The sequence below is a fragment of the Ursidibacter maritimus genome (genome assembly GCF_009761395.1).
GTDB lineage: Bacteria > Pseudomonadota > Gammaproteobacteria > Enterobacterales > Pasteurellaceae > Ursidibacter > Ursidibacter maritimus.
Genome location: NZ_LEKN01000013.1, coordinates 300,590 through 323,309, shown reverse-complemented (window position 1 = coordinate 323,309; position 22,720 = coordinate 300,590). Strand labels below are relative to the sequence as shown.

The following is a 22,720-nucleotide window of genomic DNA, read 5'->3' as shown; positions in this document are numbered from 1 at the left end:
AGTTACTTTACTATAAAAAAACCGCTTACTGATAAAGTGAGCGGTTTTTCTTATCTATAAAGTATTCAATTATAAATCCACTTCTAACTTATCATAAGCTCGGCGTGCTTTTTCTAACGCCTTTTCCACACTTTCATCACGAGCAAGAATTACGCCTAAACGGCGGTGTCCATTCACTTCTCCTTTACCGAATAAGCGAATATTCGTATGTGGTTCTGCGAGGACATTCGCTAAATTACCAAAAGTAACCTGTGTTGATTTTCCTTCAACCACAACAGCTTTAGATGCTGATGGGCTAATCAACGAAATTTCAGGAATTGGTAAGCCTAAAATAGCACGAGCGTGAAGGGCAAATTCTGATAATTCTTGTGAAATGAGCGTAACCATTCCAGTATCGTGTGGACGTGGCGAAACTTCATTAAAGATCACCTCATCGCCACAAATAAAGAGTTCCACACCAAAAATACCGCGTCCGCCTAATGCGGTGGTAATTTTTTCTGCCACTTCTTGTGCTCTTTTCAACGCAATCTCTGACATCGCTTGTGGCTGCCAAGACTCACGATAGTCACCATCAATTTGGATATGACCGATTGGTGCAAGGAATGATGTTCCGTGAATATGGCGCACAGTGAGTAAAGAGATTTCATAATCAAATTTAATGAATCCTTCCACAATAACACGTCCACCGCCTGCACGGCCGCCTTGCTGTGCATAATTCCAAGCCTTTTGAATATCAGCGTCTGATTTGATGACACTTTGTCCATGCCCTGATGACGACATAATAGGCTTAACCACACAAGGAATACCAATTTCTGCCACCGCTTGTTTAAACTGTTCAAGGTTATCGACAAAACGATATGGAGAAGTTTTTAGACCTAATTCTTCTGAAGCTAAACGGCGGATGCCTTCTCGGTTCATTGTGAGCTTAGTCGCTTTCGCAGTTGGGATAACGTTATAACCTTCTTGTTCTAATTCCACTAATGTATCCGTTGCAATCGCTTCCACTTCGGGCACGATAAAATCGGGTTTTTCTTTCTCGATCAGGTCACGCAAAGCTTTTCCGTCCAGCATTGAAATGGTGTAAGCTCGATGAGCAACTTGTTGAGCAGGGGCATTTTCATAGCGATCAACCGCAATGACTTCAACGCCTAAACGTTGTAATTCAATCACAACTTCTTTGCCCAGTTCACCAGAACCGAGCATCATTACTTTAGTTGCTTTGGGAGTAAGGGGAGTGCCGATTGTTGTCATATTGTGTTCCTCTGTTAGAAAAATTTGAGCCTATTATAGCAAAGCAAACGTTTGCCTTAAATTAAAATAAAAATGGCGAACTATTTTATTTAGTTCGCCATTAGTTTATCTCACTATTTTTAGCGGTTATTTTTTCCAACCTTTCAACGCATCGGCAAAGGCATTATTTCCAAAAGATTGACTCTCTTTCTGAGCATTAAAGCGGTCTGATTTGTCAAATTTTTTGCGAATCTGACCGCTTGTTTGGTCGGTTTTATCCATCGGTTTATCGTCTAAACGCATTGTTAAGGCGATGCGTTTGCGTGGAGCATCAACTTCTAGCACTTTTACCTTCACGACATCGCCTGTTTTAACTACTTTGTGAGGGTCTTCCACAAAACTGTCAGACAGCATTGAAATATGCACTAAGCCATCTTGATGTACCCCAATATCGACAAATGCCCCGAAGTTAGTGACGTTAGTTACCGTTCCTTCTAAAATCATTCCTACTTTCAAATCGCTGATTTCTTCTACACCGTCCATAAAAGTGGCGGTTTTAAATTCCCCTCGAGGATCTCGCCCTGGTTTTTCAAGTTCTTTGAAAATATCATTGACCGTCGGTAAACCAAATTTTTCATCAACAAAATTTTGGGCATTTAGGCTATGAATTTTAGTTGAATTACCCATCAATTCACTCAGGGTTGATGATGTCGCTTGTAAAATTTTCTCAACCACTGGGTAAGCTTCAGGGTGAACGCTTGAGGCATCAAGCGGGTTCTTTCCACCTAAAATTCGCATAAAGCCTGCACATTGCTCAAAGGCTTTTGGCCCTAAACGAGCTACTTTTTTCAGGTCAGAACGGCTTTCAAAACGTCCATTTTCATCACGATATGCCACAATATTTTGAGCAAGGGTTTTGCTCATTCCTGCCACACGAGCAAGTAGTGGTGCAGAGGCGGTATTCAAATCAACCCCTACCGCATTTACGCAATCTTCAACCACCGCATCTAATTTACGAGCAAGTTGTGATTGATTTACATCGTGTTGATATTGCCCCACCCCAATAGCTTTAGGTTCAATTTTTACTAGCTCAGCCAAAGGGTCTTGCAAGCGGCGAGCAATGGATACCGCCCCACGCAAAGAGACATCTAAATCAGGAAATTCATTTGCTGCCAGCTCAGAAGCAGAATAAACCGATGCCCCCGCTTCACTCACCACAACGGTTTGCGGTTTCCAATCTACTGCTTGCTTAATAATATCTTTGGCAAAACGTTCTGTTTCACGAGAGGCTGTACCATTTCCGATCGCAATTAAATCGACATTATATTTTTTGCCTAAGGCGTAGAGCGTTTGCCCTGCTCTTACAGGATCGGCTGTATGCGGATAAATGGTAGAGGTGTTTAGCAGTTTTCCTGTGTTATCGACAACAGCAACTTTTACCCCTGTACGCAAACCGGGGTCTAACCCCATTGTATTTCTTGCACCTGCTGGAGCCGCCATCAACAAAGCAGAAAGATTACGAGCAAAAACATCAATTGCTTCTTCTTCCGCTTTTTCACGCAATGTAGCCATTAGCTCTGTTTCCAGGTGAAGTAAGGCTTTGATTTTCCAAGTCCAGCTGATCACTTGAGCTCGCCAGTTATCCGCAGGCTGTTGGTGAAGCTGTACCCCGAAATGTTCACGAATAATTTCTTCGCAATAACTTGAGCGAACACCTTCTTCTTGTTCAGGATCGGCATTTAAACTCAGTGATAAAATGCCTTCATTACGCCCACGGAACATTGCTAATGCACGATGTGATGGCACATTTTTAAATGGTTCGCTGTGGGCAAAATAATCACGAAATTTTTCCCCTTCAGTTTCTTTTCCTTCAATCACTTTAGCTTCTAAAGTCGCATTAGCGGTGAGATATTGACGAAGTTTTGCAAGTAGCTCCGCATCTTCCGAGAAACGTTCCATTAAAATATATCTCGCACCATCAAGGGCAGATTTCACATCGGCAACGCCTTTTTCAGCATCAACATATTGTTCTGCAAGGTTTTCAGGTGTTTGTGACGGATCATTCCAAAGGCCATCGGCTAATGGTTCTAACCCAGCTTCAATCGCAATTTGTCCACGAGTACGGCGTTTAGGTTTATAAGGTAAATAGAGATCTTCTAATTCGGTTTTACTTTCTGTTTGTTCAATTTTTTGACGTAACTCATCGGTCAGTTTGCCCTGTTCTTCAATAGATTTGAGAATGGTTTGGCGACGATCATTGAGTTCTCGCAGATAAATTAAACGGGTTTCAAAATGACGAAGTTGGGTGTCGTCTAATCCGCCTGTTACTTCTTTACGATAGCGGGCAATAAAAGGAATGGTATTGCCTTCATCAAGCAATGTGATAGCTGCAAAAATTTGCTCCGAACGCACCGCTAATTCTGTAGCAATAACTTGGCTGATGTGGTGATTGAGTAAATCAGTCATTGAATTTCCTTACTGTATAATGAATTTGAATTATTCTTAAATAGCCCCAACGCCATTCGTGCCTCAATAGCAAACACATAGAGAAAATTTATCACAAGGGGATTTTTCAACATAATCAGTATAGAATAGCGAGAGATGGGCTATTTTAGCGATAACAATATGAATTTGAAAGAAAAAGGGTAAAAATGAAGCAGTATGATGTGATAATTATTGGAGCTGGGGCAGCAGGGCTATTTTGTGCTGCACAACTTGGGCAAAATGGGCTGTCAGTATTACTGCTTGATAACGGCAAGAAAATCGGGCGAAAAATTTTGATGTCGGGCGGGGGATATTGTAATTTCACTAATTTAGACGTATCGCCTAACCATTATCTTTGCCAAAACCGTCATTTTGTCAAATCGGCTCTTTCTCGTTATACCAACTGGGATTTTATCGCCCTTGTAGCAAGCTATGGCATTGCGTATCACGAAAAGGAACTCGGGCAACTTTTCTGCGATGAAAGTTCGCAACAGATTGTTGATCTGTTACAGGCAGAATGTGAGAAAGGCAAGGTGGATATTCAACTTCGACAAGCGGTGCTTTCCATTGAAAAATTTACCAATGATAAATCTGCAAATTTCTTTCAGGTTCAGACCGCTTGTGATAGTTTCCAAACGGAAAATCTAGTCATCGCAACGGGTGGGCTATCAATGCCAGGACTAGGTGCATCACCTTTGGGCTATAAAATTGCCGAACAGTTTGATATTCCCATTGTGCCTATTCGTGCTAGCCTTGTGCCATTTACTTGGAAAGAGTTTGATAAACCTTTTGCAGCTTTATCGGGAATTTCATTGCCTGTGAGTGTGACTAATCGAGAGAAAACCTTTGTTAATCAAATGCTTTTTACTCATCGTGGATTATCTGGCCCTGCCATTTTACAAATTTCAAACTATTGGGATATGGGGGAAACCGTTGAAATTGATTTGTTACCGAGTGAATCTATTTATGACATTCTACAAGAATTGCGTCAATCTTCGCCGAAATTACAGTTAAAAACGGTGTTATCTCGCCATTTTCCTAAAAAATTAGTAGAGCTTTGGTTTGAACAAAAACAGCTCGAAGATAAAGCTATCGCCCAACTTAGCAAGGCAAATATGGATTTTCTTGTCAATTTTATCCACCATTGGCAATTTCTACCTAACGGAACAGAAGGCTACCGCACCGCAGAAGTGACAATGGGTGGCGTTGATACAAATTATATTTCTTCAAAAACAATGGAAGTTAAAAATACTCAAGGGCTTTATTTTATCGGTGAAGTGCTGGATGTAACAGGCTGGCTTGGAGGTTATAACTTCCAATGGGCGTGGTCTTCGGCTTATGCTTGTGCAATGGGAATTGCGGAGCGTAAGCGGTAGGATTAAGAAAATAAATTGTAAAAAGAGTAATCGCAAATGATCTAAAATCAAGGTAGAATTTGCCGCCTTGATAAGTAGAGAGTGTGTAATAAATTGACTGTTTTGTAATAATTTTGAATACTTAGCTTGTCAGGTTATCGGAAATGTCGAAAGACACCATTTTTAAGAAAGGGGTAATTCCCTTTTTAATTTTCTTTAAGCAACCTAAAATGGTTAAGGATTTTTTAATGAAAAATAATAGAATGTTTTCAACAGTTATGAAAACTGCAATGACAGCTGGAATCATGGGTTTAGTTTCAATTGGAAATGTTGCTCAAGCATCTAGCTCAAACATAACTCCACTATATGTTTCTTATGCTTGTCAAAATAAAGTGAAATTGGAAGTTTCTTATGTATTCGTCGGTGGAAAACCGATGACTGCGACAGTAAAATTAAATCGCAAACCTGCTGGTGTTTTGGAATTTAATTCAAAACAGTCAAATGAAGATACTCGTGTTTTATCTTACAAAAAGACCAATCTTTTATTAGACTCAGGTTTTACTCTTGAAAACAGCAAAGAAAATGTTTCAGTGATGCTGACTAAAGATACGAAAAAAACAACTAACATTTTAGCGAAAAACTGCGAAATCAAAGAATATCGTTAATTTGCAAGCGGTAAGATTCCCGAAAAGTTTTACAAATCTATTTACTGTTTAAATAAACAGTTGTACTATATATCCATACAGTTTTCTTGTATGGATATTCTTATGCTAACACAGCTTACTATCAATAATTTTGCGATTGTTCGTCACTTAACCCTAGAATTAAATGAAGGGATGTCTGTTATCACTGGTGAAACAGGGGCAGGGAAATCAATTGGTATTGATGCCCTTGGGCTTTGTTTAGGCTATCGCTCTGAAAGTAGTATGATCCGCAACGGAGCAGATAAAGCAGATATCACGGCCACCTTTTCAATGCAATCCAATAGCCCTGCTTATCTTTGGTTGAAAGAACATGAGTTATTAGATGAAGATACACCAAATGAGTGTATTTTACGTCGTATGATTAACCTTGAAGGACGTTCTAAAGCCTTTGTAAATAATCGCCCGATTCCCGTTTCACAATTACGAGAATTGGGGCAATATCTTATCCATTTGAATGGACAACACGCCCCGCAATTACTACTCAAAAATGAATATCAACTGGAATTAGTCGATAACTATGCAGGAACACATTCGCTATTAACGCAAATGGCGGAGCAATATCAGACTTGGCGGAAATTGCATAAACAAGTGAAAAATTTTCATCAACAGTGCCAAGAAAACGAGGCTCGCAAACAGTTATTGCAATATCAAGTTGATGAACTTGATGAGTTTGCAATTAAAGAAGGCGAATTTGAACAGCTTGAAGAAGAACAAGCCCGTTTAGCAAATTCCGAGCAACTAACCGAATTATCCCAATCTGTTCTCAATCATTTAAGTGAAAGCGAAGTAAATATCGACAGTATGTTATATCGAGCTATTCGTGATTTAGAAGAGTTAGCTGATATTGACGCTCAATATCAATCGGCATTAGAAATGTTGAATGAAGCACTGATTCAAGTGCAAGAAGCGAGTTCAGAAATTAGTCATTTAGCGAATAATATTGAACAAGATCCTGAATTGTTAAGCGAATTAGATAGCCGTATTGGTAAAACAATGCAACTTGCCCGTAAACACCAAGTCGCAAGCCAAGAGTTGTGGAAACATCATCAACATTTACAGCAAGAATTACAACATCTACTGGATTTTGAAGAGAACGAAGAACAGCTAATTATAGACGAACAACAAGCATATCAACAATGTGTTGAATTGGCTGAAAAAATTTATCAAAAACGTGTTGAAGCAGGTCAAAAATTATCTGCACAGGTTACTCAACAAATTAAGCAATTAGCAATGGAAAATGGCGAATTTTTCATTGATATTCAGCATAATTTAGATAAGTTATCACCAAATGGGGCTGATAGTGTTGAATTTAATCTACGCAGTAATTTAGGACAGAACGCTCAGCCATTGGCAAAAATTGCATCAGGTGGTGAGCTATCACGAATTTCTTTAGCAGTGCAAGTGCTAACTGCGAATAAACTTTCTACTCCAACCATTATTTTTGATGAAGTTGATGTAGGAATTAGTGGACCAACCGCAACAGTTGTTGGGCGATTATTGCGTCAATTAGGTAAAAAATGCCAAGTATTATGTGTAACCCATTTACCACAGGTTGCAAGCCACGGAAATCACCATTTCAATGTACAAAAATATGTTGAAAATAACCAAACCGAAACGCAGATGAGCTTATTAACTGCAAAAGAACGAGTAAACGCACTTGCAAGGTTATTAGGCGGTAGCAAAATCACTGATGCAGTGTTAGCGAATGCTCAAGAAATGTTAGATTTGGCGGAAAGTGATTAGTCGCTTAAAATAAGCGGTCTGTTTTCTCTTATTTTTGCAAAGGCACAACGAATGCAGCTCGCAACATTTTCTACCACGGAACAGGAATTATTACAGAAAGCCCAATGGATTGCAGGTTTTACATTAGGTGAGATCGCTCAACAACTTAATATGCCCGTACCAGCGGATCTAACTCGTGATAAAGGCTGGGTAGGCATTTTAATTGAAACTGCATTAGGTGCTAAAGCAGGGAGTAAACCTGAGCAAGATTTTGCTCATTTAGGCATTGAGCTAAAGACAATTCCAGTGAATGCAAAAGGAATGCCATTAGAAACCACTTTTGTTAGCCTTGCTCCCTTGACTCAAAATAGTGGCATTACTTGGCAAACATCCCATGTTAAACATAAATTACAACGTGTTTTATGGGTTCCAGTAGAAGGTGAACGTGCTATTCCACTTGCTCAACGACATATCGGTATGCCGATATTGTGGTCGCCAAGCCCAACGCAAGATCAGCAATTACAGCGAGATTGGGAAGAATTAATGGAACTTATCGTTTTAGGACGCTTAAATGAAATCAATGCGACTTTAGGCGAAGTTTTGCAACTGCGACCTAAAGGAAAAAATCGCCAAGCTTTAACTAATGCGATCAATCAAAAGGGTGAGCCTATTCAATCGCTTCCTTTAGGATTTTATTTACGCAAAAATTTTACTTCAGAAATTTTACAAAACTTTTTGTATTCGACTCTTTAATTTTTAGATTGCTCTCTATATGATGTACAGTTTCAACGATATTGATTAGTTGATAATTGATATTTACTTCCACTTAATTGAAAGGATCTTGTATGTTTGATTGGGTTACAAACCCTGAAGCGTGGGTTGCTTTATTTACCTTGAGTGCATTAGAAATTGTATTAGGTATTGATAACATCATTTTTATTAGTATCTTAGTTTCTCGTTTACCTGAAAAACAACGTCAATCCGCCCGAATTATCGGGTTAGGATTAGCGATGGCGACGCGAATTTTATTATTACTGTCACTCTCTTGGATGATGAGATTGGTTGATCCACTTTTCTCTATTATGGATAAAGCGATTACGGGGCGTGATTTAATTTTAATTCTAGGGGGGTTATTCCTAATAGTAAAAAGTGCAATGGAATTAAAAGAGGCAATTAGTGGTGAAGCTCATGATGAGAACGGGAACAGCGTTAAGAAAGCCAGCTATTTTATGATCTTAGTACAGATTGCGATTTTAGATATTGTGTTCTCATTAGATTCAGTGATTACCGCAGTAGGTATGGCAGATGATGTTCCTGTAATGGTTATTGCAATTATGATTGCAGTTGGGGTAATGATGTTTGCGGCTAAACCTATCGGCAATTTTGTTGATAACAATCCGACTATCAAAAACCTTGCACTTGCATTCTTAATTCTGATTGGAGTGGCGTTGGTTGGTGAAGGCTTTAATGTACATATTCCAAAATCAGCAATTTATACCGCAATGGGCTTTTCTGTGGTGGTTGAGTTACTCAACATTAAAATGCGCAGTAATCAACGTAAACATGAGCAAAATCACATCGAATAATTGAAAAATCAGGATAAAATGCCCTTCTTCGTAAGGGCATTTTCATTGAGAGAAAGAGAGAGAATTTTATGTTGTTAATGGATTTGGTTGGGCAAACACTAACTGTCGAAGAACAAGAAATGCTAGAGCATCCACTTGTTTCAGGGCTTATTTTATTTACTCGTAACTTTCATGATAGAGAGCAAATTCAAGAGCTCATCAAGTCTATTCGCCAAAGGGTGAAAAAGCCATTACTGATCACTGTCGATCAAGAAGGGGGACGAGTACAGCGTTTCCGTCAAGGCTTTACGCAGTTACCTGCAATGCAATCTTTCCAACAATTATTACCAAATCTTGCAGAGCAAACTTATTTAGCCAAAGAGGCTGGCTGGCTAATGTCAGCAGAAATGTTTGCATTGGATATTGATTTGAGTTTTGCACCGGTTTTAGATTTGGGACATTGTTGTAAAGCCATTGGTGATCGCTCATTTGGGCGTGATGCAAATGCTATTTTACCTGTGGCAGAGGCTTTTATTGACGGAATGCGAGAAACAGGAATGGCAGCCACTGGCAAACATTTTCCAGGTCACGGACATGTTTTAGCGGATTCTCACTTAGAAACGCCTTTTGATGACCGCCCGCAAGAACGTATTTTTTCTCACGATATTCAACCGTTCAAACAACTGATTAGTAAACAAAAATTATCGGCAATTATGCCTGCGCACGTTATTTATACCGAGTGCGATAACCAACCAGCTAGTGGCTCAAGTTATTGGCTTAAAAATGTATTACGCCAACAACTTGGTTTCAGTGGTGTGATTTTTTCCGATGATTTAGGAATGAAAGGTGCTGGATTTATGGGTGACTATGTTGAGCGAAGTGAGAAAGCCTTAAACGCAGGTTGCGACTTATTATTACTCTGTAATGAACCTGATGGTGTGGTGCAAGTCTTAGATAACTTGAAGTATCAACCCACACAAGCACAGAAAGAACGCCACCTAAGTTTAATGAAACGTAAGCATATTGAGTGGCGAGAGTTAGAAAAAAGCCCACGTTGGCAACAATCTCATCAAGCATTAAGTACGCTACAAGAACAATGGTTGGAATGGAAAGCAAATAATGGCTAATCTGTTGAACTGTCAGCATTTTTCTCAAAGGAATTGTACTTCGTGTCAATGGCTTGAGAAAGGCTACCCACAACAGCTTGCAGAAAAATCGGACGAGCTTAAGCGGTTACTTTCGCCTTTTATTTTGCAACAAACAGAGTGGTTGCCAGAAGTTCAATCTTCCCTTTCTGCTTTTCGGAATAAAGCAAAAATGGTGGTTTCAGGCAGTGTTGAGCGTCCTATTTTAGGTATTGTAAATGATGAGCAGGGCGTTGATTTAACCGACTGCTCACTTTATCCTACAAGGTTTCATTCACTTTTCCCTATTCTCAAACAGTTTATTGGACGAGCTGGGCTTGTTCCTTATAACATTGCTAAAAAGAAAGGGGAGCTAAAGTATATTTTGCTGACAGAAAGCCAACATAACCACGCTGTAATGGTGCGTTTTGTGTTACGAAGTGAAACAAAATTAGCCCTTATTCAACGAGAATTTCCTGCTTTCTTAGCACAGTTGCCACCAGAATCTGTAGTCACCTTAAACATTCAACCACAACATTCTGCAGTATTGGAAGGTGAGAAAGAAATTTTTCTGACAGAACAACAAGTGCTAACCGAATATTTTAATGGTGTTCCGCTTTTTATTCGTCCGCAAGGTTTCTTCCAAACAAATCCAAATGTGGCGAGCCAGCTTTATGCAACGGCACAACGCTGGAGTGCGGAGTTACCTATTCAGCATCTTTGGGATCTTTTCTGTGGTGTTGGTGGGTTTGGGTTACATTGTGCCTCAGCATTGCAAGCGAAAAATTCAAAGGTTTCTTTAACAGGGATTGAAATTTCGCCCTCTGCGATTGCCAGTGCAACAAAATCAGCTCATCAGCTTGGTTTAGAAAATGTCAAGTTCGCGTCTTTAGATTCTGCTCACTTTGCCTTAAATGAACAAGGTTCTGTACCTGATTTAGTCATTGTTAATCCGCCACGACGTGGTATTGGCAAGGCATTAGCGGAGTTTCTTAACGAATTAGGCTCACCTTATTTAATTTATTCAAGCTGTAATGCTCACTCAATGGCAAAAGATTTTACCAACTTATCTAATTATACTCTCGAAAAAGTCCAACTTTTCGATATGTTCCCCCATACTTCACACTACGAAGTGCTGACTTTTTTAAAACGAATCGCTTAAGTAATCGTTCCCCTGATGTTGCGTGAATTTTACTCATATCAACATCATTACCAGATTTACCAAATGTATCGCAAATTAACGCTTCTATTTAGCTTGATTCTGAGAAGCTACCGTTTTTTCTCCTATTCGTATTTTAGTTTTGATATACTCAATTAAAATCATTTAATATTGACAGCCTTTGGGAGTATTTATGGCAATTTTTAGTTTTTTGAATAAAATTTTGGGAAGTCTAAAATATGCAGTTGCACAACACCCTATCGAGATTTTACTTACCACTATTTTTGCAGTACCACTTTTGTTTATTGATATACTATATCTGCAACACAGAGCTTATTGGATATTTACACCAGTTTTTTTAATTGTAGTGTATTTATTTCGCCAAACTAAATGGTATAACTTTTCGTGGTTAGTACCAGCACTGAGTTGTGTGGCATTGTGGTATTTTAACGATAATGCAGAAATTTATCTTACTAGCCCGAAATTTTGGGGGTTAAATTGTATTATGATAATTATTCTGTTCAGTATGCCATTTCAACGAGAAAATCAGTCTTATATATCCGATGCACTCAGTACAGTATTTAATGTTTTGTTCGCTTCCCTAACAGGTTGGCTGATTAGTGGTATTATCTTTGCTGTGATGGGAAGTATTGAAATACTATTTGGCTCAACTATTGACTGGGAACTACAGAGCCGAATTGTAATTTTCAGTTGTTATTTCTTTATACCACTGTTCTTTTTAACCTACCAACAACGCCAATCAAATAAATTAACTTTAGAGCGCTGGTTAGATATTTTGTTGAGCTTTGTGGCAGCTCCCACATTAATGCTATTTACAGTAATTCTGTATGTTTATGTGGCGAAAATTATTATGGATGGCGAGTTACCACAAGGTATGGTAGCTAATATTGTCTTACCTTATGTCACAATAGGACTTGCGATATATTGTTTACGAACTATCAGTGAAAAGCCACGCTGGAATACTTTTTTCCATTGGTATCCTTATTTAGCCATTGTACCCTTCGTATTGTTGTGGTTTGCAATAAAAAGCCGTATTTCTGCTTATGCTTGGACAGAAGATCGCATTTATTTAGTGGCTTTAGCAAGTGCACTTTCAATTTGCTATATCATTGTGATGTTACCTAAATTACGCCAGTATCGTAATTTAGCACTGATTATAATCGTTGCAATTTTCACTATGACTTTTGTGTTAAATCCAAAACAAATTGCTTATGATTCACAAGTCACTCGTTTTGAGAAAGCCTTGGAAAGACTAGATGTACTTCAGAATGGCAAAATTCGCTCCGATTTTAATGTGAAAAAGGATTTGAGTAAGATCCCTGAATCACAAGTCAAAGATTGGCAAATGATTAGAGAACTTGCTGGATATTTATTTTACAATTTAGAGCGTCCATTAGAAATGGATCAAAATTGGAGTGCAGAAACTATTTTTGTAAATAAATATGGACCACAATTCAGCGAATTAAGAAGAATTTATATTTATAGTGATGGACGTATCACACTAGATGACGAAATGATTAGTAATGAAACAGTTTCTAGCATGGTTTATAAACGAGAAACAAACCTAGATATCAATATAAATGGCTTTAAACGCCTTGTGTACTGGGAGGAATTTATTAACCGAAATGAGAATTTCTGGGATCAATCTAGCCCCTATAAATCTCTTCCATTCTGTTTAGTCACTGATGAAGAAAGTTGCTGGGATTTAGATGAGATGATTAGAGAGGCATTCAGCAAACATAAACTTGATCCAATGGTTCGACATTCGCGTGATATCTTAGAACCATTGAATGCTGACTTACTGAATTTTACCGACAAAAATGGCAATAAACTACTTTTGGGTGATATCAGAATTGTATTTCTTGAAGAGCAAGGATATGTATTAAGTAATATGAGCAGAGTAATGGTGTTGATGAAATAATGCTTAATGGCACAAGTATCCTCTTGTGCCATTACATTAACTACTTAAAGTATGAGCCACTCGGTTGAGATAAGAACCATATTTGGAATGGTAAAGTCACAACATCAAATGCTAAAGTGAGTGGCGTTAATGCTACGGCACCAAGCGTAGAACCAACACCATTTACTTGATATTTTTCTTTCTCCAATGTTACAGGAATAACTTTTCTTAACTTATCTGACTCCGTGATTTTAATATCTGCTTTTTGATAGATTTGTCCTTGTAATTGATATGAACGAATGTATTGATTGTATGTTTTGTCGCACTCAGGGCAACGAGAGACAAAGCCTAATTGTTTTAACTTGGTAATTTCAGATTGAGTATCTGCACTAATATATGAAATGGCATAATCGAAAGTTTTCCAGTTCTTTGTATCTTTATCTAATACTACTCTTACCATATTGGTATTAAAGGTTTCAGGAAGTTTAGCATCAATTAACGATTTAATTTGTCGAGAGCTTTCTGTATCTGCAACAAACCAATATTTTTCGCCTATCATTACAAGCTGTTGTGTTGATTTCAGCATACCAAATGCGGTAAGTTTATCATTATCTACTTCTACTAATTCATTACCCGCAGAAACAGTATCAATCTCAGCCCAATTAAGAGCGGTAAAGCAAGCTGATAACAAGATTGAGCTTAAACTTAAAAATAAAACTTTAACTAATTTCATATTCACTTCCTTAATTGGTAAATTTACCTAGATTATATTACCAAATTTGCAAAGAATCGAACAAAACTCACCGCTTACCGAAAAAACAAAGCACCAGTTTGTATACTGGTGCTATCGTAGGTTATTCTTTGGGTAAGTCATTGAAGAAAGCTAGTTTGATAACCTTTTTGCTTCAAGTACGTCATCGAGTTGTACAATTCGAGCTAACAGTTTACTTAACATTTGAATGTTATTTAACTCTACTTCGATATCAATGGTCGCAATGCTTCGTTTGGTATCTGTACGGCTTGACACGCCTAATACATTTACTTTTTCGTTTGCCATAATACCGCTAACATCTCGTAATAAGCCATTTCGATCATTCGCAATCACTCGAATAATTAAGCTAAAACCAGATGAGTAAGTTTCGCCCCATTCAGCATCGACCACACGCTCTGGACTGCTACTTTCTAATTCATACAGTTGATCACAATCAATTCGATGGATAGAAATTCCTCTCCCTTGTGTGATGTAGCCGACAATCTCATCGCCAGGGATAGGTTGGCAGCAGCGTGCGATGTGGTGCATTAAGTTGCCGACACCTTCCACCACAACAAACCCATTTTTACTTTGCTTTGGTTGGCTATTTTGAGATTTCTGAGCCACTTGTTTTAAGACTGCTTCATCGGCTTGTTCCGCAGTTGTTTTTACCAACTTACTCTGCAAATAGTGCATTAACGTATTTAAGCGGATATCTCCGCCACCAATGCCGGCGTAGAGATCGTCAATCTGCTTTAAGTTATAGCGTGGTAGAGCATATTCTTCGATCTGTTTTTGGGTAAAGCCGAATTTTGCCATTTCTGCTTCTAAAGCATCTTTACCTAGCGGTATATTTTTTTCTCGATCCAGTTTTTTAAACCACGCAATAATTTTCGATCTTGCGCGTGGCGTGTTCACAAAGCCTTGGTTTGGATTGAGCCAATCTCGGCTTGGGTTTGGATTTTTCTGTGTGATGATCTCAACTTGATCGCCCATTTGTAATAAGTAGGTAAATGGTACGATTCGCCCTGCAACTTTAGCTCCAATACAACGATGGCCGATTTCACTATGGATTGAATAGGCAAAATCAAGAGGCGTTGCTCCTTTCGGTAAATCAACCACTTCCCCTTTTGGCGTAAAGACATACACACGATCATCAAAGACTTGAGAACGCATTTCATCAACCACATCACCCGCATCGGCAATATCTTTCTGCCAGTCTAATAGTTTACGCAACCAGACAATTTTCTCTTCATAGCCTGCTCGACTTGCACCGGCTCCTTCTTTATATTTCCAGTGAGCAGCAACGCCTAGTTCTGCATCATCGTGCATTTTTTGTGTACGAATTTGGACTTCAATCGCTTTATCGCCAGCGCCTAGCACCACAGTATGCAACGATTGGTAGCCATTAGGTTTAGGATTTGAAATATAATCATCAAAATGCTCAGGCAAGTGTTTGTACTGTGTATGAACAATACCTAAGGCTGTGTAGCAATCTTCAAGGGTCGGAACAATAATCCGCACCGCTCGAATATCGAATAACTGATTGAATTTTAAGTTTTTTTTCTGCATCTTCTTCCAGATGCTATAAATGTGTTTAGGACGCCCGTAAACCTGAACATCGGTTAATTCTTCGCGTAATGAAGCGGTGAGATCAGCGACAAATTTTGCAATATATTGTTCTCGATCTAAACGGCGCTCAGCGAGATCATATTTGGCAATTTGACGATAAGTTTGTGGGTGCAAAGCTCGGAAACAATAATCTTCTAGTTCCCATTTCAACTGCCCAATTCCTAAACGATTGGCAAGTGGAGCATAAATATGCGAGCACTCTTTTGCAGCTAAAACTAAATCTTCTTCGCTACGGCGATCAACATCACGCAAGAATACAATACGTTCAGCAAGTTTTATGACGACACAGCGGAAATCGTCCACCATTGCCAATAACATTCTGCGAATATTGTCAATTTGGAGATCAGAGGCGTGGCTGGCATTGAGTTGGCGAATGTTATCCATTTCCAACACGCCTTTCACCAGATTTTTGACATCGTTGCCAAAGTCCTCTTTGACTTGAGCAAGATCGATCAGGTTATTTTTCACTAACGGGAAAAGCAGCGCGGCAACAAGACTATCATCGTCCATATTTAAGCTATATAAAATTTCTACCATCTCAATTCCATACCACATCAAATGGAATTGTTCGGTATCTAATTTCTCTTGAGCATATCGCCACGCAATCAATAATTCTTCAAAGGTAATCGGCGACATTTGCAATCCAGCACTCCAGCTAGCTAACTCAAAATTATTTGGATCAAGTAGATGAGAATGACGAATCACAACCATAGAAACGCTCCTGAAAACTCCGAATAGAAATTATGGAGCATTATAGCCCTAATTCGCTCCAAAGTTTTGCTTATTTTCGCTTTTTGTAAAATTTTCAGCTGATCGGACCGCTTGTTTAACCATTTGAGTAGGGGACATTTGTTATAAATCAAACCTATCAAGACAATTATTTGCACCAATATAGCCGATTGATTAGAATATCTACCTTTACATTTAAGCAACAACACTTTTACTTTTTATTTTCCTGTGGGTAGCGATGACAATTTTAGCACTAGGCATCAATCATAAAACGGCATCTGTCGGCTTGCGTGAAAAAGTCGCATTTGTCGAGCCTAAACGCCAGCTTGCTTTTGAGCAAATTCAGGCTCGGAATCTTGCTGAAAGTGTTGTTATCCTTTCTACTTGTAACCGTACAGAACTTTATTTCCATCAGCCAGACATTCCCCCACAAGAAGATCATCCTGAAAATTTAGCGTGGCGAGAGCAATGTTTTGAGTGGTTTGCGGATATTCATCAACTGAATCATTCGGAATTACAACAATGTATCTATTTTAAGCAAAATATGGACGCAGCTTGCCATTTGATGAGTGTGGCTTGTGGGTTGGATTCATTGATTTTAGGCGAACCACAAATTCTCGGGCAAGTGAAACAAGCATTTCAGGAAAGTGAAGCTTTCTACCAAAAGCAAGGTAAAACGGTTTCAACCAATCTCTCTCGTTTATTCCAAAAAACCTTTGCAACGGCTAAACGTGTTCGTTCTGAAACGGAAATTGGTGCAAGTGCCGTATCGGTGGCTTATGCGGCTTGTGGTTTAGCTCGTCAAATCTTTGATAGTTTTAGTCAGCTACGCTTTTTATTAGTCGGTGCAGGCGAAACGATTGAGCTGGTTGCACGTTATTTGGTTCAACACGGGGCGAAAAATATGATGGTGGCAAATCGAACCCATATTCGAGCTGAAATGTTGGCTGAAAAACTGAATGCACCGATGCAAATTCTTTCACTCAGTGCTTTACAACTCGGTTTAAACCAAGCAGATGTGGTAATTAGTTCAACGGGTAGCCCTGATGTACTCATTACACAAGCAATGGTCGAAAAAGCCCAAAAAGCCCGTCATTTTGACCCAATGTTGTTGATTGATATTGCCGTACCGCGTGATATTGATGAAACTGCAGGGGAGCTTGAGGGCGTTTATGCTTATAGTGTAGATGATCTGCAAAATATTATTCAGCAAAACCTTGCTCAACGCCAACAAGCCGCTGAACAGGCTAGAGAGATCGTTCGTGAAGAGGCGAGAGATTTCTTTGCGTGGTTAAAACAGCAACAATCGAGTAATTTAATTAAACATTACCGCCAGAGTGCTGAAAGTATCCGTTTGGAGTTGTTAGAAAAAGCGCTTAATGCTTTACAACAAGGGCAAGAGACAGAGAAAGTGTTAAATGAATTAAGTTATAAATTAACAAATCAGCTCATACACGTTCCAACCCAAGCATTACAGTCAATGGCAAAAAATGGTAATGCAAAAGCCTTACAGAGTTTTTCTCAAGCACTAAAACTAGAGAGTTAGTGGTTGCAAAAAATCGTCAGAAACTGACCGCTTATTTAGCTATTTCTATTCGTTGTCATCCTTTGGAAGTTTTTCATTTCCAATTCGCCCTTATCCCTGATTTACGTTATAATGCCTGAATTTTTGCAAATTGTTGCAAACCGAATTTTTATTGAGGTTTTTTTATGACTCCTGTTGTTGCCCTTGTTGGCAGACCGAATGTAGGTAAATCTACATTATTCAACCGCTTAACTCGTACTCGTGATGCGTTAGTGGCGGATTTTCCTGGTTTAACTCGTGACCGCAAATATGGACAAGCAAATATCGCTGGCCACGACTTTATCGTTATTGATACTGGCGGTATTGATGGTACGGAAGAAGGTGTAGAAGAGAAAATGGCAGAGCAGTCGCTATTAGCGATTGAAGAAGCTGATGTGGTGCTCTTTTTAGTGGATGCTCGTGCAGGTTTAGTTCCTGCGGATATTGGGATTGCACAATACTTACGCCAACGTGATAAAACTACGGTGGTCGTTGCCAATAAAACCGACGGCATTGATGCTGATTCACACATTGCTGAATTTTATCAATTAGGATTAGGCGAAGTTGAAGCGATTGCTGCGGCACAAGGGCGTGGTGTTACACAACTTATTGAGCAAGTGCTTGCCCCTTTAGCTGTTCAGATGGAAGAACAAGCGGTTGGTTCGGAAGAAAATTCTGCAAATCAAGAAACAGATGAATGGGATCATGATTTTGATTTTGATAATGAAGAAGATACCGCTTTACTTGACGAAGCGCTAGAAGAAGAGAGCGAAGATGTTGATGATAAAAATATCAAAATTGCGATTGTTGGTCGTCCAAATGTAGGGAAATCAACCCTAACAAACCGTATTTTAGGCGAAGAACGTGTCGTTGTTTACGATATGCCGGGAACAACTCGCGATTCCATTTACATTCCAATGGAACGTGATGGACAGCATTACACGATTATTGATACAGCTGGTGTTCGTAAGCGTGGCAAAGTACATCTTGCCGTTGAGAAGTTCTCGGTTATTAAAACGTTGCAAGCCATTCAAGATGCTAATGTCGTGTTACTCACTATTGATGCTCGAGATAGCGTTTCTGATCAAGATTTATCGCTACTCGGTTTTATTTTAAATGCAGGTAAATCGTTAGTGATTGTGGTGAATAAATGGGACGGTTTATCGCAAGATATTAAAGATAATGTGAAATCTGAGCTTGATCGCCGACTAGATTTTATTGATTTTGCACGAGTGCATTTTATTTCTGCATTACATGGTAGTGGCGTAGGTAATTTATTTGAGTCTATTCAAGAAGCCTACCAATGTGCCACGAAGAAAATGACGACATCAATGCTTACCCGTATTTTACAAATGGCGACAGATGAACATCAGCCGCCATTGGTAAATGGTCGCCGAGTGAAGTTAAAATATGCTCATCCAGGTGGTTATAACCCACCAATTATTGTCATTCACGGTAACCAAATCGAGCGATTACCCGACTCTTATAAACGTTATTTATCTAACTATTTCCGTAAGAGCCTACGCATTATCGGTTCGCCAATTCGAGTGCTATTCCAAGAAGGGAATAATCCGTTTGCAGGTAAACGTAATAAATTAACACCGAGCCAGTTGCGTAAACGTAAGCGTTTAATGAAATTTATTAAAAAGAATAGAAAATAGTCTGTGCAGTGGGTGGAATTCCGCCCGCTTAATTTCGGTAAACTATTTGTGTGGATAAACTATGATGATGCAATATTCCTCTCAATTTAATCAGGCTAAAGTATTGGTGCTTGGCGATGTAATGTTAGATCGTTACTGGTTTGGGGCAACAAATCGTATTTCTCCAGAAGCGCCAGTACCTGTGGTAAAAGTACAACAGAATGAAGATCGTGCCGGCGGTGCGGCAAACGTAGCAATGAATATTGCGAGTTTGAATGTGCCTGTTACGTTGCACGGCTTAATCGGGCAAGATGATGCAGGGCAAGCTTTAGATAAGTTACTGAACGCCCATCAAATTAAAAATCAATGTGTTGCATTAGATAGCCACCCGACTATTACCAAATTGCGTATTTTGTCACGTCATCAGCAACTATTACGTTTGGACTTTGAAGAAAATTTTCATAATGTCGATAGCCAATCTCTACTTGCAAAATTAGCAGAAGAAGTAGCCGCTTATGGTGCATTAATTTTATCTGATTATGGCAAAGGTACATTAGATGCTGTTCAACAGATGATTCAAATTGCGCGTAAAGCGAATGTCCCAGTTTTAATTGATCCAAAAGGCACAGATTTTGAACGTTATCGTGGTGCGACATTGCTTACGCCAAATATGGCGGAATTTGAAGCTGTCGTTGGGCATTGTGCCACTGATGATGAAATTGTCACGAAAGGCTTAAAAATGATTGCCGAATATGAACTCTCGGCATTACTTGTTACTCGCTCAGAAAAGGGAATGACCTTACTTCGACCAAACCACGACGTTTTTCATTTACCGACCCAAGCTAAAGAAGTTTATGATGTGACAGGTGCAGGCGATACGGTAATTAGCGTGCTTGCAACGGCGATTGCGGATGGGCGTTCTTTAGAAGAAGCTTGCTATTTAGCAAATGCTGCAGCGGGTATTGTGGTTGGAAAATTAGGAACTTCTACAGTTACACCAAGCGAACTAGAGCAGGCTATCCACCAACGAAATGAAACGGGCTTTGGTGTTGTTAGCGAAGCGACATTAAAAAGTATTATTGAGCAAGCTAAACAGCGTGGTGAGAAGATTGTAATGACAAATGGGTGTTTTGATATTCTTCACCCAGGACACGTTTCTTATTTAGAAAATGCTCGTAAATTAGGTGATCGTCTGATCGTTGCAGTAAACACCGATGAGTCAGTGAAACGTTTGAAAGGAGAATCGCGTCCTATCAACTCACTAGATGCTCGAATGGCAGTATTAGCAGGGCTTGCTTCAGTGGATTGGGTTGTACCTTTCAGTGAAGATACACCACAACGTCTAATTGGCGAAATTTTACCAGATTTATTGGTTAAAGGTGGCGATTATAAACCTGAAGATATTGCTGGTAGTAAAGAAGTCTGGGCTAATGGTGGCGAGGTGAGAGTGTTAAATTTTGAAAATGGTTGCTCAACCACTAATGTCATTAAAAAAATTCAAGGCTCGCTATAATGGATAAGATCATCATTGATACAGCACAATTTCAACGGACGATCTCTCGCATTTCACATCAGATTATCGAAAAACACGCCAGTTTCGATGATGTTGTGCTCGTTGGCATTAAAAGACGTGGTGCAGAAATTGCAGAAATGTTGCAAAAGAGGATCTTTGAGTTAGCCAACATTAACTTGCCGTTAATGGCGTTGGATATAACTTTTTATCGTGATGATCTGAATCAAGCTAACGCCGATCCGATTTATGCAGGGGTAGATAATCCTATCCCTATTGAAAATAAAAAAGTGATTTTAATTGATGATGTATTATTTACAGGTCGAACCATTCGAGCTGCACTTGATGCCTTGCTTGATCGTGGTAGAGCCTCTAAAATTGAGTTAGTTATTTTTATTGATCGGGGACATCGTGAACTGCCTATTCGGGCGGATTATGTGGGAAAAAATATTCCGACATCACGTTCTGAAACAATCCAAGTCAGAACAGAACATTATGATGGTATCAATCAAGTAGCGCTTTTACAATAAACTCATATTTTGATTGAACCTTTAACCAAAAGCTAATTCTAATTAGCATTAACTATTTTCACTCATTCTTTGATAGGACATAAAAATGAAATTAATTTCGGTGAAATCTCTTTTAATGGCGGCAGTTACCTTTTTTGCAGCCAGTCAAGTGACTAAAGCGGAAGAACGTGTTGTAGCAACCGTTGATGGCTCTCCAATTATGCAGAGCCAAGTTAACAAAGCGCTAGGTAAAAAAGCCAATACTGAATCCAATCGAAAAGCTGCATTAGATAAAATCATTGATGATCTACTTGTGCAACGAGCAATTAAAGAGTCTGGCGTAAAAGTCAATTATGCTTATGTTGATCAAATGATTGAACAGATCGCAGCTCAAAATGGGTTAACATACGGGCAGTTTTTAGATGCTTTAGACTATCAAGGAATGAGCCTAAATCAATATCGCCAACAACTCGCTCAACAAATAATGATGGAGCAAGTTCGTAACCAAACAATTGGTCAAAGTATCCAAGTTGCACCACAAGAAGTGCAAGCGTTAGGTAAAAAATTATATGAAGAGGCGAAAGCACAAGGAAAGTTAAAAGCGGCCACAGCTTCTGAATATCGTATTAGCCATATTTTACTGAAAACTAACCCGATTTTAACTGATGTAAAGGCAAAAGCTAAATTAGTTGAAATTAGCAATGAAATTAAATCAGGAAAAACGACTTTTGAAGCTGCGGCAAAAGCAAATTCTGTTGATTATGTTTCAGGAGCTGATGGCGGTGATTTAGGCTGGAATTTCTTAGATGCTTATGATCAAACTTTTGCTAAAACTGCACAAGCAAGTAAAACAGGCGTCATTTCCGCACCATTTAAATCTCAATTTGGTTGGCATATCTTAAAAGTGGTTGAAACTCGTCAAGGTGATCGTACCAAAGATGCTTATATTCAAAAAGCTTATGAACAGCTTGTCGATAAGCAAGCAGAAGCGGCATCGAAAGATTGGGTAAAAGCCTTAAAAGATCGTGCTGAAATTAAGTATATTAACTAACCTTAAATTCTAAAATTTAGAACCTCGCTTTGCGGGGTTCTTTGCTTTATTAAATTTGCAAAAAATAGCG

17 protein-coding genes are annotated in these 22,720 nt (G+C 39.0%); 13 read left to right on the top strand and 4 right to left on the bottom strand.

Annotated elements, in window-relative coordinates; translation table 11 throughout:
* Positions 1-69 precede the first annotated feature (69 nt).
* On the bottom strand, positions 70-1,251 hold the full coding sequence (gene purT, locus A1D26_RS04580) for a formate-dependent phosphoribosylglycinamide formyltransferase (RefSeq protein WP_157402899.1): 1,182 nt from the start codon (positions 1,249-1,251) through the stop codon (positions 70-72).
* Between the two features lie 126 nt (positions 1,252-1,377).
* Positions 1,378-3,696: a Tex family protein gene (locus A1D26_RS04575; protein WP_157402898.1), complete on the bottom strand. Its 2,319-nt coding sequence runs from the start codon at positions 3,694-3,696 to the stop codon at positions 1,378-1,380.
* A gap of 185 nt (positions 3,697-3,881) precedes the next feature.
* Between A1D26_RS04575 and A1D26_RS04570 the strand changes: the two genes are divergently transcribed.
* The 8 genes from A1D26_RS04570 to A1D26_RS04535 all read left to right on the top strand — a co-directional run bounded on the left by A1D26_RS04570 (position 3,882) and on the right by A1D26_RS04535 (position 13,285).
* The gene (locus A1D26_RS04570) at positions 3,882-5,090 is read left to right on the top strand and encodes a BaiN/RdsA family NAD(P)/FAD-dependent oxidoreductase (RefSeq protein ID WP_157402897.1); all 1,209 of its coding nucleotides are present in this window, start codon (positions 3,882-3,884) and stop codon (positions 5,088-5,090) included.
* Positions 5,091-5,233: 143 nt separating this feature from the next.
* Positions 5,234-5,734 (top strand): ACP-like domain-containing protein, encoded by a 501-nt coding sequence (locus tag A1D26_RS04565; protein WP_157402896.1) that lies wholly within the window; start codon positions 5,234-5,236, stop codon positions 5,732-5,734.
* A gap of 102 nt (positions 5,735-5,836) precedes the next feature.
* The gene (gene recN, locus A1D26_RS04560) at positions 5,837-7,516 is read left to right on the top strand and encodes a DNA repair protein RecN (protein WP_157402895.1); all 1,680 of its coding nucleotides are present in this window, start codon (positions 5,837-5,839) and stop codon (positions 7,514-7,516) included.
* Positions 7,517-7,567: 51 nt separating this feature from the next.
* A complete protein-coding gene (gene mutH, locus A1D26_RS04555) occupies positions 7,568-8,248 on the top strand; it encodes a DNA mismatch repair endonuclease MutH (RefSeq protein ID WP_157402894.1) in 681 nt (226 codons plus the stop codon).
* Between the two features lie 92 nt (positions 8,249-8,340).
* Positions 8,341-9,081: a TerC family protein gene (locus A1D26_RS04550; protein WP_157402893.1), complete on the top strand. Its 741-nt coding sequence runs from the start codon at positions 8,341-8,343 to the stop codon at positions 9,079-9,081.
* Between the two features lie 68 nt (positions 9,082-9,149).
* Entirely contained in the window at positions 9,150-10,187 is a 1,038-nt protein-coding gene (nagZ, locus tag A1D26_RS04545; RefSeq protein ID WP_157402892.1) for a beta-N-acetylhexosaminidase, read from the top strand.
* A complete protein-coding gene (rlmC, locus tag A1D26_RS04540) occupies positions 10,180-11,346 on the top strand; it encodes a 23S rRNA (uracil(747)-C(5))-methyltransferase RlmC (protein WP_157402891.1) in 1,167 nt (388 codons plus the stop codon). The genes nagZ and rlmC overlap by 8 nt, the downstream gene beginning before the upstream one ends.
* Positions 11,347-11,536: 190 nt before the next feature.
* Positions 11,537-13,285: a DUF4153 domain-containing protein gene (locus A1D26_RS04535; protein WP_157402890.1), complete on the top strand. Its 1,749-nt coding sequence runs from the start codon at positions 11,537-11,539 to the stop codon at positions 13,283-13,285.
* A 40-nt stretch (positions 13,286-13,325) separates the two neighbouring features.
* Here the strand turns inward: A1D26_RS04535 and A1D26_RS04530 are convergent, their stop codons facing one another.
* Positions 13,326-13,997, bottom strand: a complete 672-nt coding sequence (locus A1D26_RS04530) for a YidX family protein (RefSeq protein WP_157402889.1) — start codon at positions 13,995-13,997, stop codon at positions 13,326-13,328.
* A gap of 150 nt (positions 13,998-14,147) precedes the next feature.
* The gene (gene relA, locus A1D26_RS04525) at positions 14,148-16,358 is read right to left on the bottom strand and encodes a GTP diphosphokinase (protein ID WP_157402888.1); all 2,211 of its coding nucleotides are present in this window, start codon (positions 16,356-16,358) and stop codon (positions 14,148-14,150) included.
* A gap of 256 nt (positions 16,359-16,614) precedes the next feature.
* Here relA and hemA point away from each other — a divergent pair, with 256 nt between their 5' ends.
* From hemA to A1D26_RS04500, 5 genes are all read left to right on the top strand, one after another.
* Entirely contained in the window at positions 16,615-17,922 is a 1,308-nt protein-coding gene (gene hemA, locus A1D26_RS04520; RefSeq protein WP_157402887.1) for a glutamyl-tRNA reductase, read from the top strand.
* Between the two features lie 164 nt (positions 17,923-18,086).
* Positions 18,087-19,601 carry a ribosome biogenesis GTPase Der gene (gene der, locus A1D26_RS04515; RefSeq protein WP_157402886.1) on the top strand — a complete coding sequence of 505 codons (1,515 nt, stop codon included), beginning with the start codon at positions 18,087-18,089 and terminating at the stop codon, positions 19,599-19,601.
* A 61-nt stretch (positions 19,602-19,662) separates the two neighbouring features.
* Positions 19,663-21,093 (top strand): bifunctional D-glycero-beta-D-manno-heptose-7-phosphate kinase/D-glycero-beta-D-manno-heptose 1-phosphate adenylyltransferase HldE, encoded by a 1,431-nt coding sequence (gene hldE / locus A1D26_RS04510; protein WP_157402885.1) that lies wholly within the window; start codon positions 19,663-19,665, stop codon positions 21,091-21,093.
* Positions 21,093-21,620: a bifunctional pyr operon transcriptional regulator/uracil phosphoribosyltransferase PyrR gene (gene pyrR / locus A1D26_RS04505; protein WP_157402884.1), complete on the top strand. Its 528-nt coding sequence runs from the start codon at positions 21,093-21,095 to the stop codon at positions 21,618-21,620. Before hldE ends, pyrR begins: the two co-directional genes overlap by 1 nt.
* A gap of 85 nt (positions 21,621-21,705) precedes the next feature.
* Complete coding sequence (locus A1D26_RS04500; protein WP_157402883.1) at positions 21,706-22,650, top strand: peptidylprolyl isomerase; 945 nt, start codon at positions 21,706-21,708, stop codon at positions 22,648-22,650.
* Positions 22,651-22,720 lie beyond the last annotated feature (70 nt).

Excerpts from the sequence above, each read along its gene's own strand:
- purT (WP_157402899.1), bottom strand. The coding sequence starts at position 1,251 with ATGACAACAATCGGCACTCCCCTTACTCCCAAAGCAACTAAAGTAATG.
- A1D26_RS04575 (WP_157402898.1), bottom strand. The coding sequence starts at position 3,696 with ATGACTGATTTACTCAATCACCACATCAGCCAAGTTATTGCTACAGAA.
- A1D26_RS04570 (WP_157402897.1), top strand. The coding sequence starts at position 3,882 with ATGAAGCAGTATGATGTGATAATTATTGGAGCTGGGGCAGCAGGGCTA.
- A1D26_RS04565 (WP_157402896.1), top strand. The coding sequence starts at position 5,234 with ATGTCGAAAGACACCATTTTTAAGAAAGGGGTAATTCCCTTTTTAATT.
- recN (WP_157402895.1), top strand. The coding sequence starts at position 5,837 with ATGCTAACACAGCTTACTATCAATAATTTTGCGATTGTTCGTCACTTA.
- mutH (WP_157402894.1), top strand. The coding sequence starts at position 7,568 with ATGCAGCTCGCAACATTTTCTACCACGGAACAGGAATTATTACAGAAA.
- A1D26_RS04550 (WP_157402893.1), top strand. The coding sequence starts at position 8,341 with ATGTTTGATTGGGTTACAAACCCTGAAGCGTGGGTTGCTTTATTTACC.
- nagZ (WP_157402892.1), top strand. The coding sequence starts at position 9,150 with ATGTTGTTAATGGATTTGGTTGGGCAAACACTAACTGTCGAAGAACAA.
- rlmC (WP_157402891.1), top strand. The coding sequence starts at position 10,180 with ATGGCTAATCTGTTGAACTGTCAGCATTTTTCTCAAAGGAATTGTACT.
- A1D26_RS04535 (WP_157402890.1), top strand. The coding sequence starts at position 11,537 with ATGGCAATTTTTAGTTTTTTGAATAAAATTTTGGGAAGTCTAAAATAT.
- A1D26_RS04530 (WP_157402889.1), bottom strand. The coding sequence starts at position 13,997 with ATGAAATTAGTTAAAGTTTTATTTTTAAGTTTAAGCTCAATCTTGTTA.
- relA (WP_157402888.1), bottom strand. The coding sequence starts at position 16,358 with ATGGTTGTGATTCGTCATTCTCATCTACTTGATCCAAATAATTTTGAG.
- hemA (WP_157402887.1), top strand. The coding sequence starts at position 16,615 with ATGACAATTTTAGCACTAGGCATCAATCATAAAACGGCATCTGTCGGC.
- der (WP_157402886.1), top strand. The coding sequence starts at position 18,087 with ATGACTCCTGTTGTTGCCCTTGTTGGCAGACCGAATGTAGGTAAATCT.
- hldE (WP_157402885.1), top strand. The coding sequence starts at position 19,663 with ATGATGATGCAATATTCCTCTCAATTTAATCAGGCTAAAGTATTGGTG.
- pyrR (WP_157402884.1), top strand. The coding sequence starts at position 21,093 with ATGGATAAGATCATCATTGATACAGCACAATTTCAACGGACGATCTCT.
- A1D26_RS04500 (WP_157402883.1), top strand. The coding sequence starts at position 21,706 with ATGAAATTAATTTCGGTGAAATCTCTTTTAATGGCGGCAGTTACCTTT.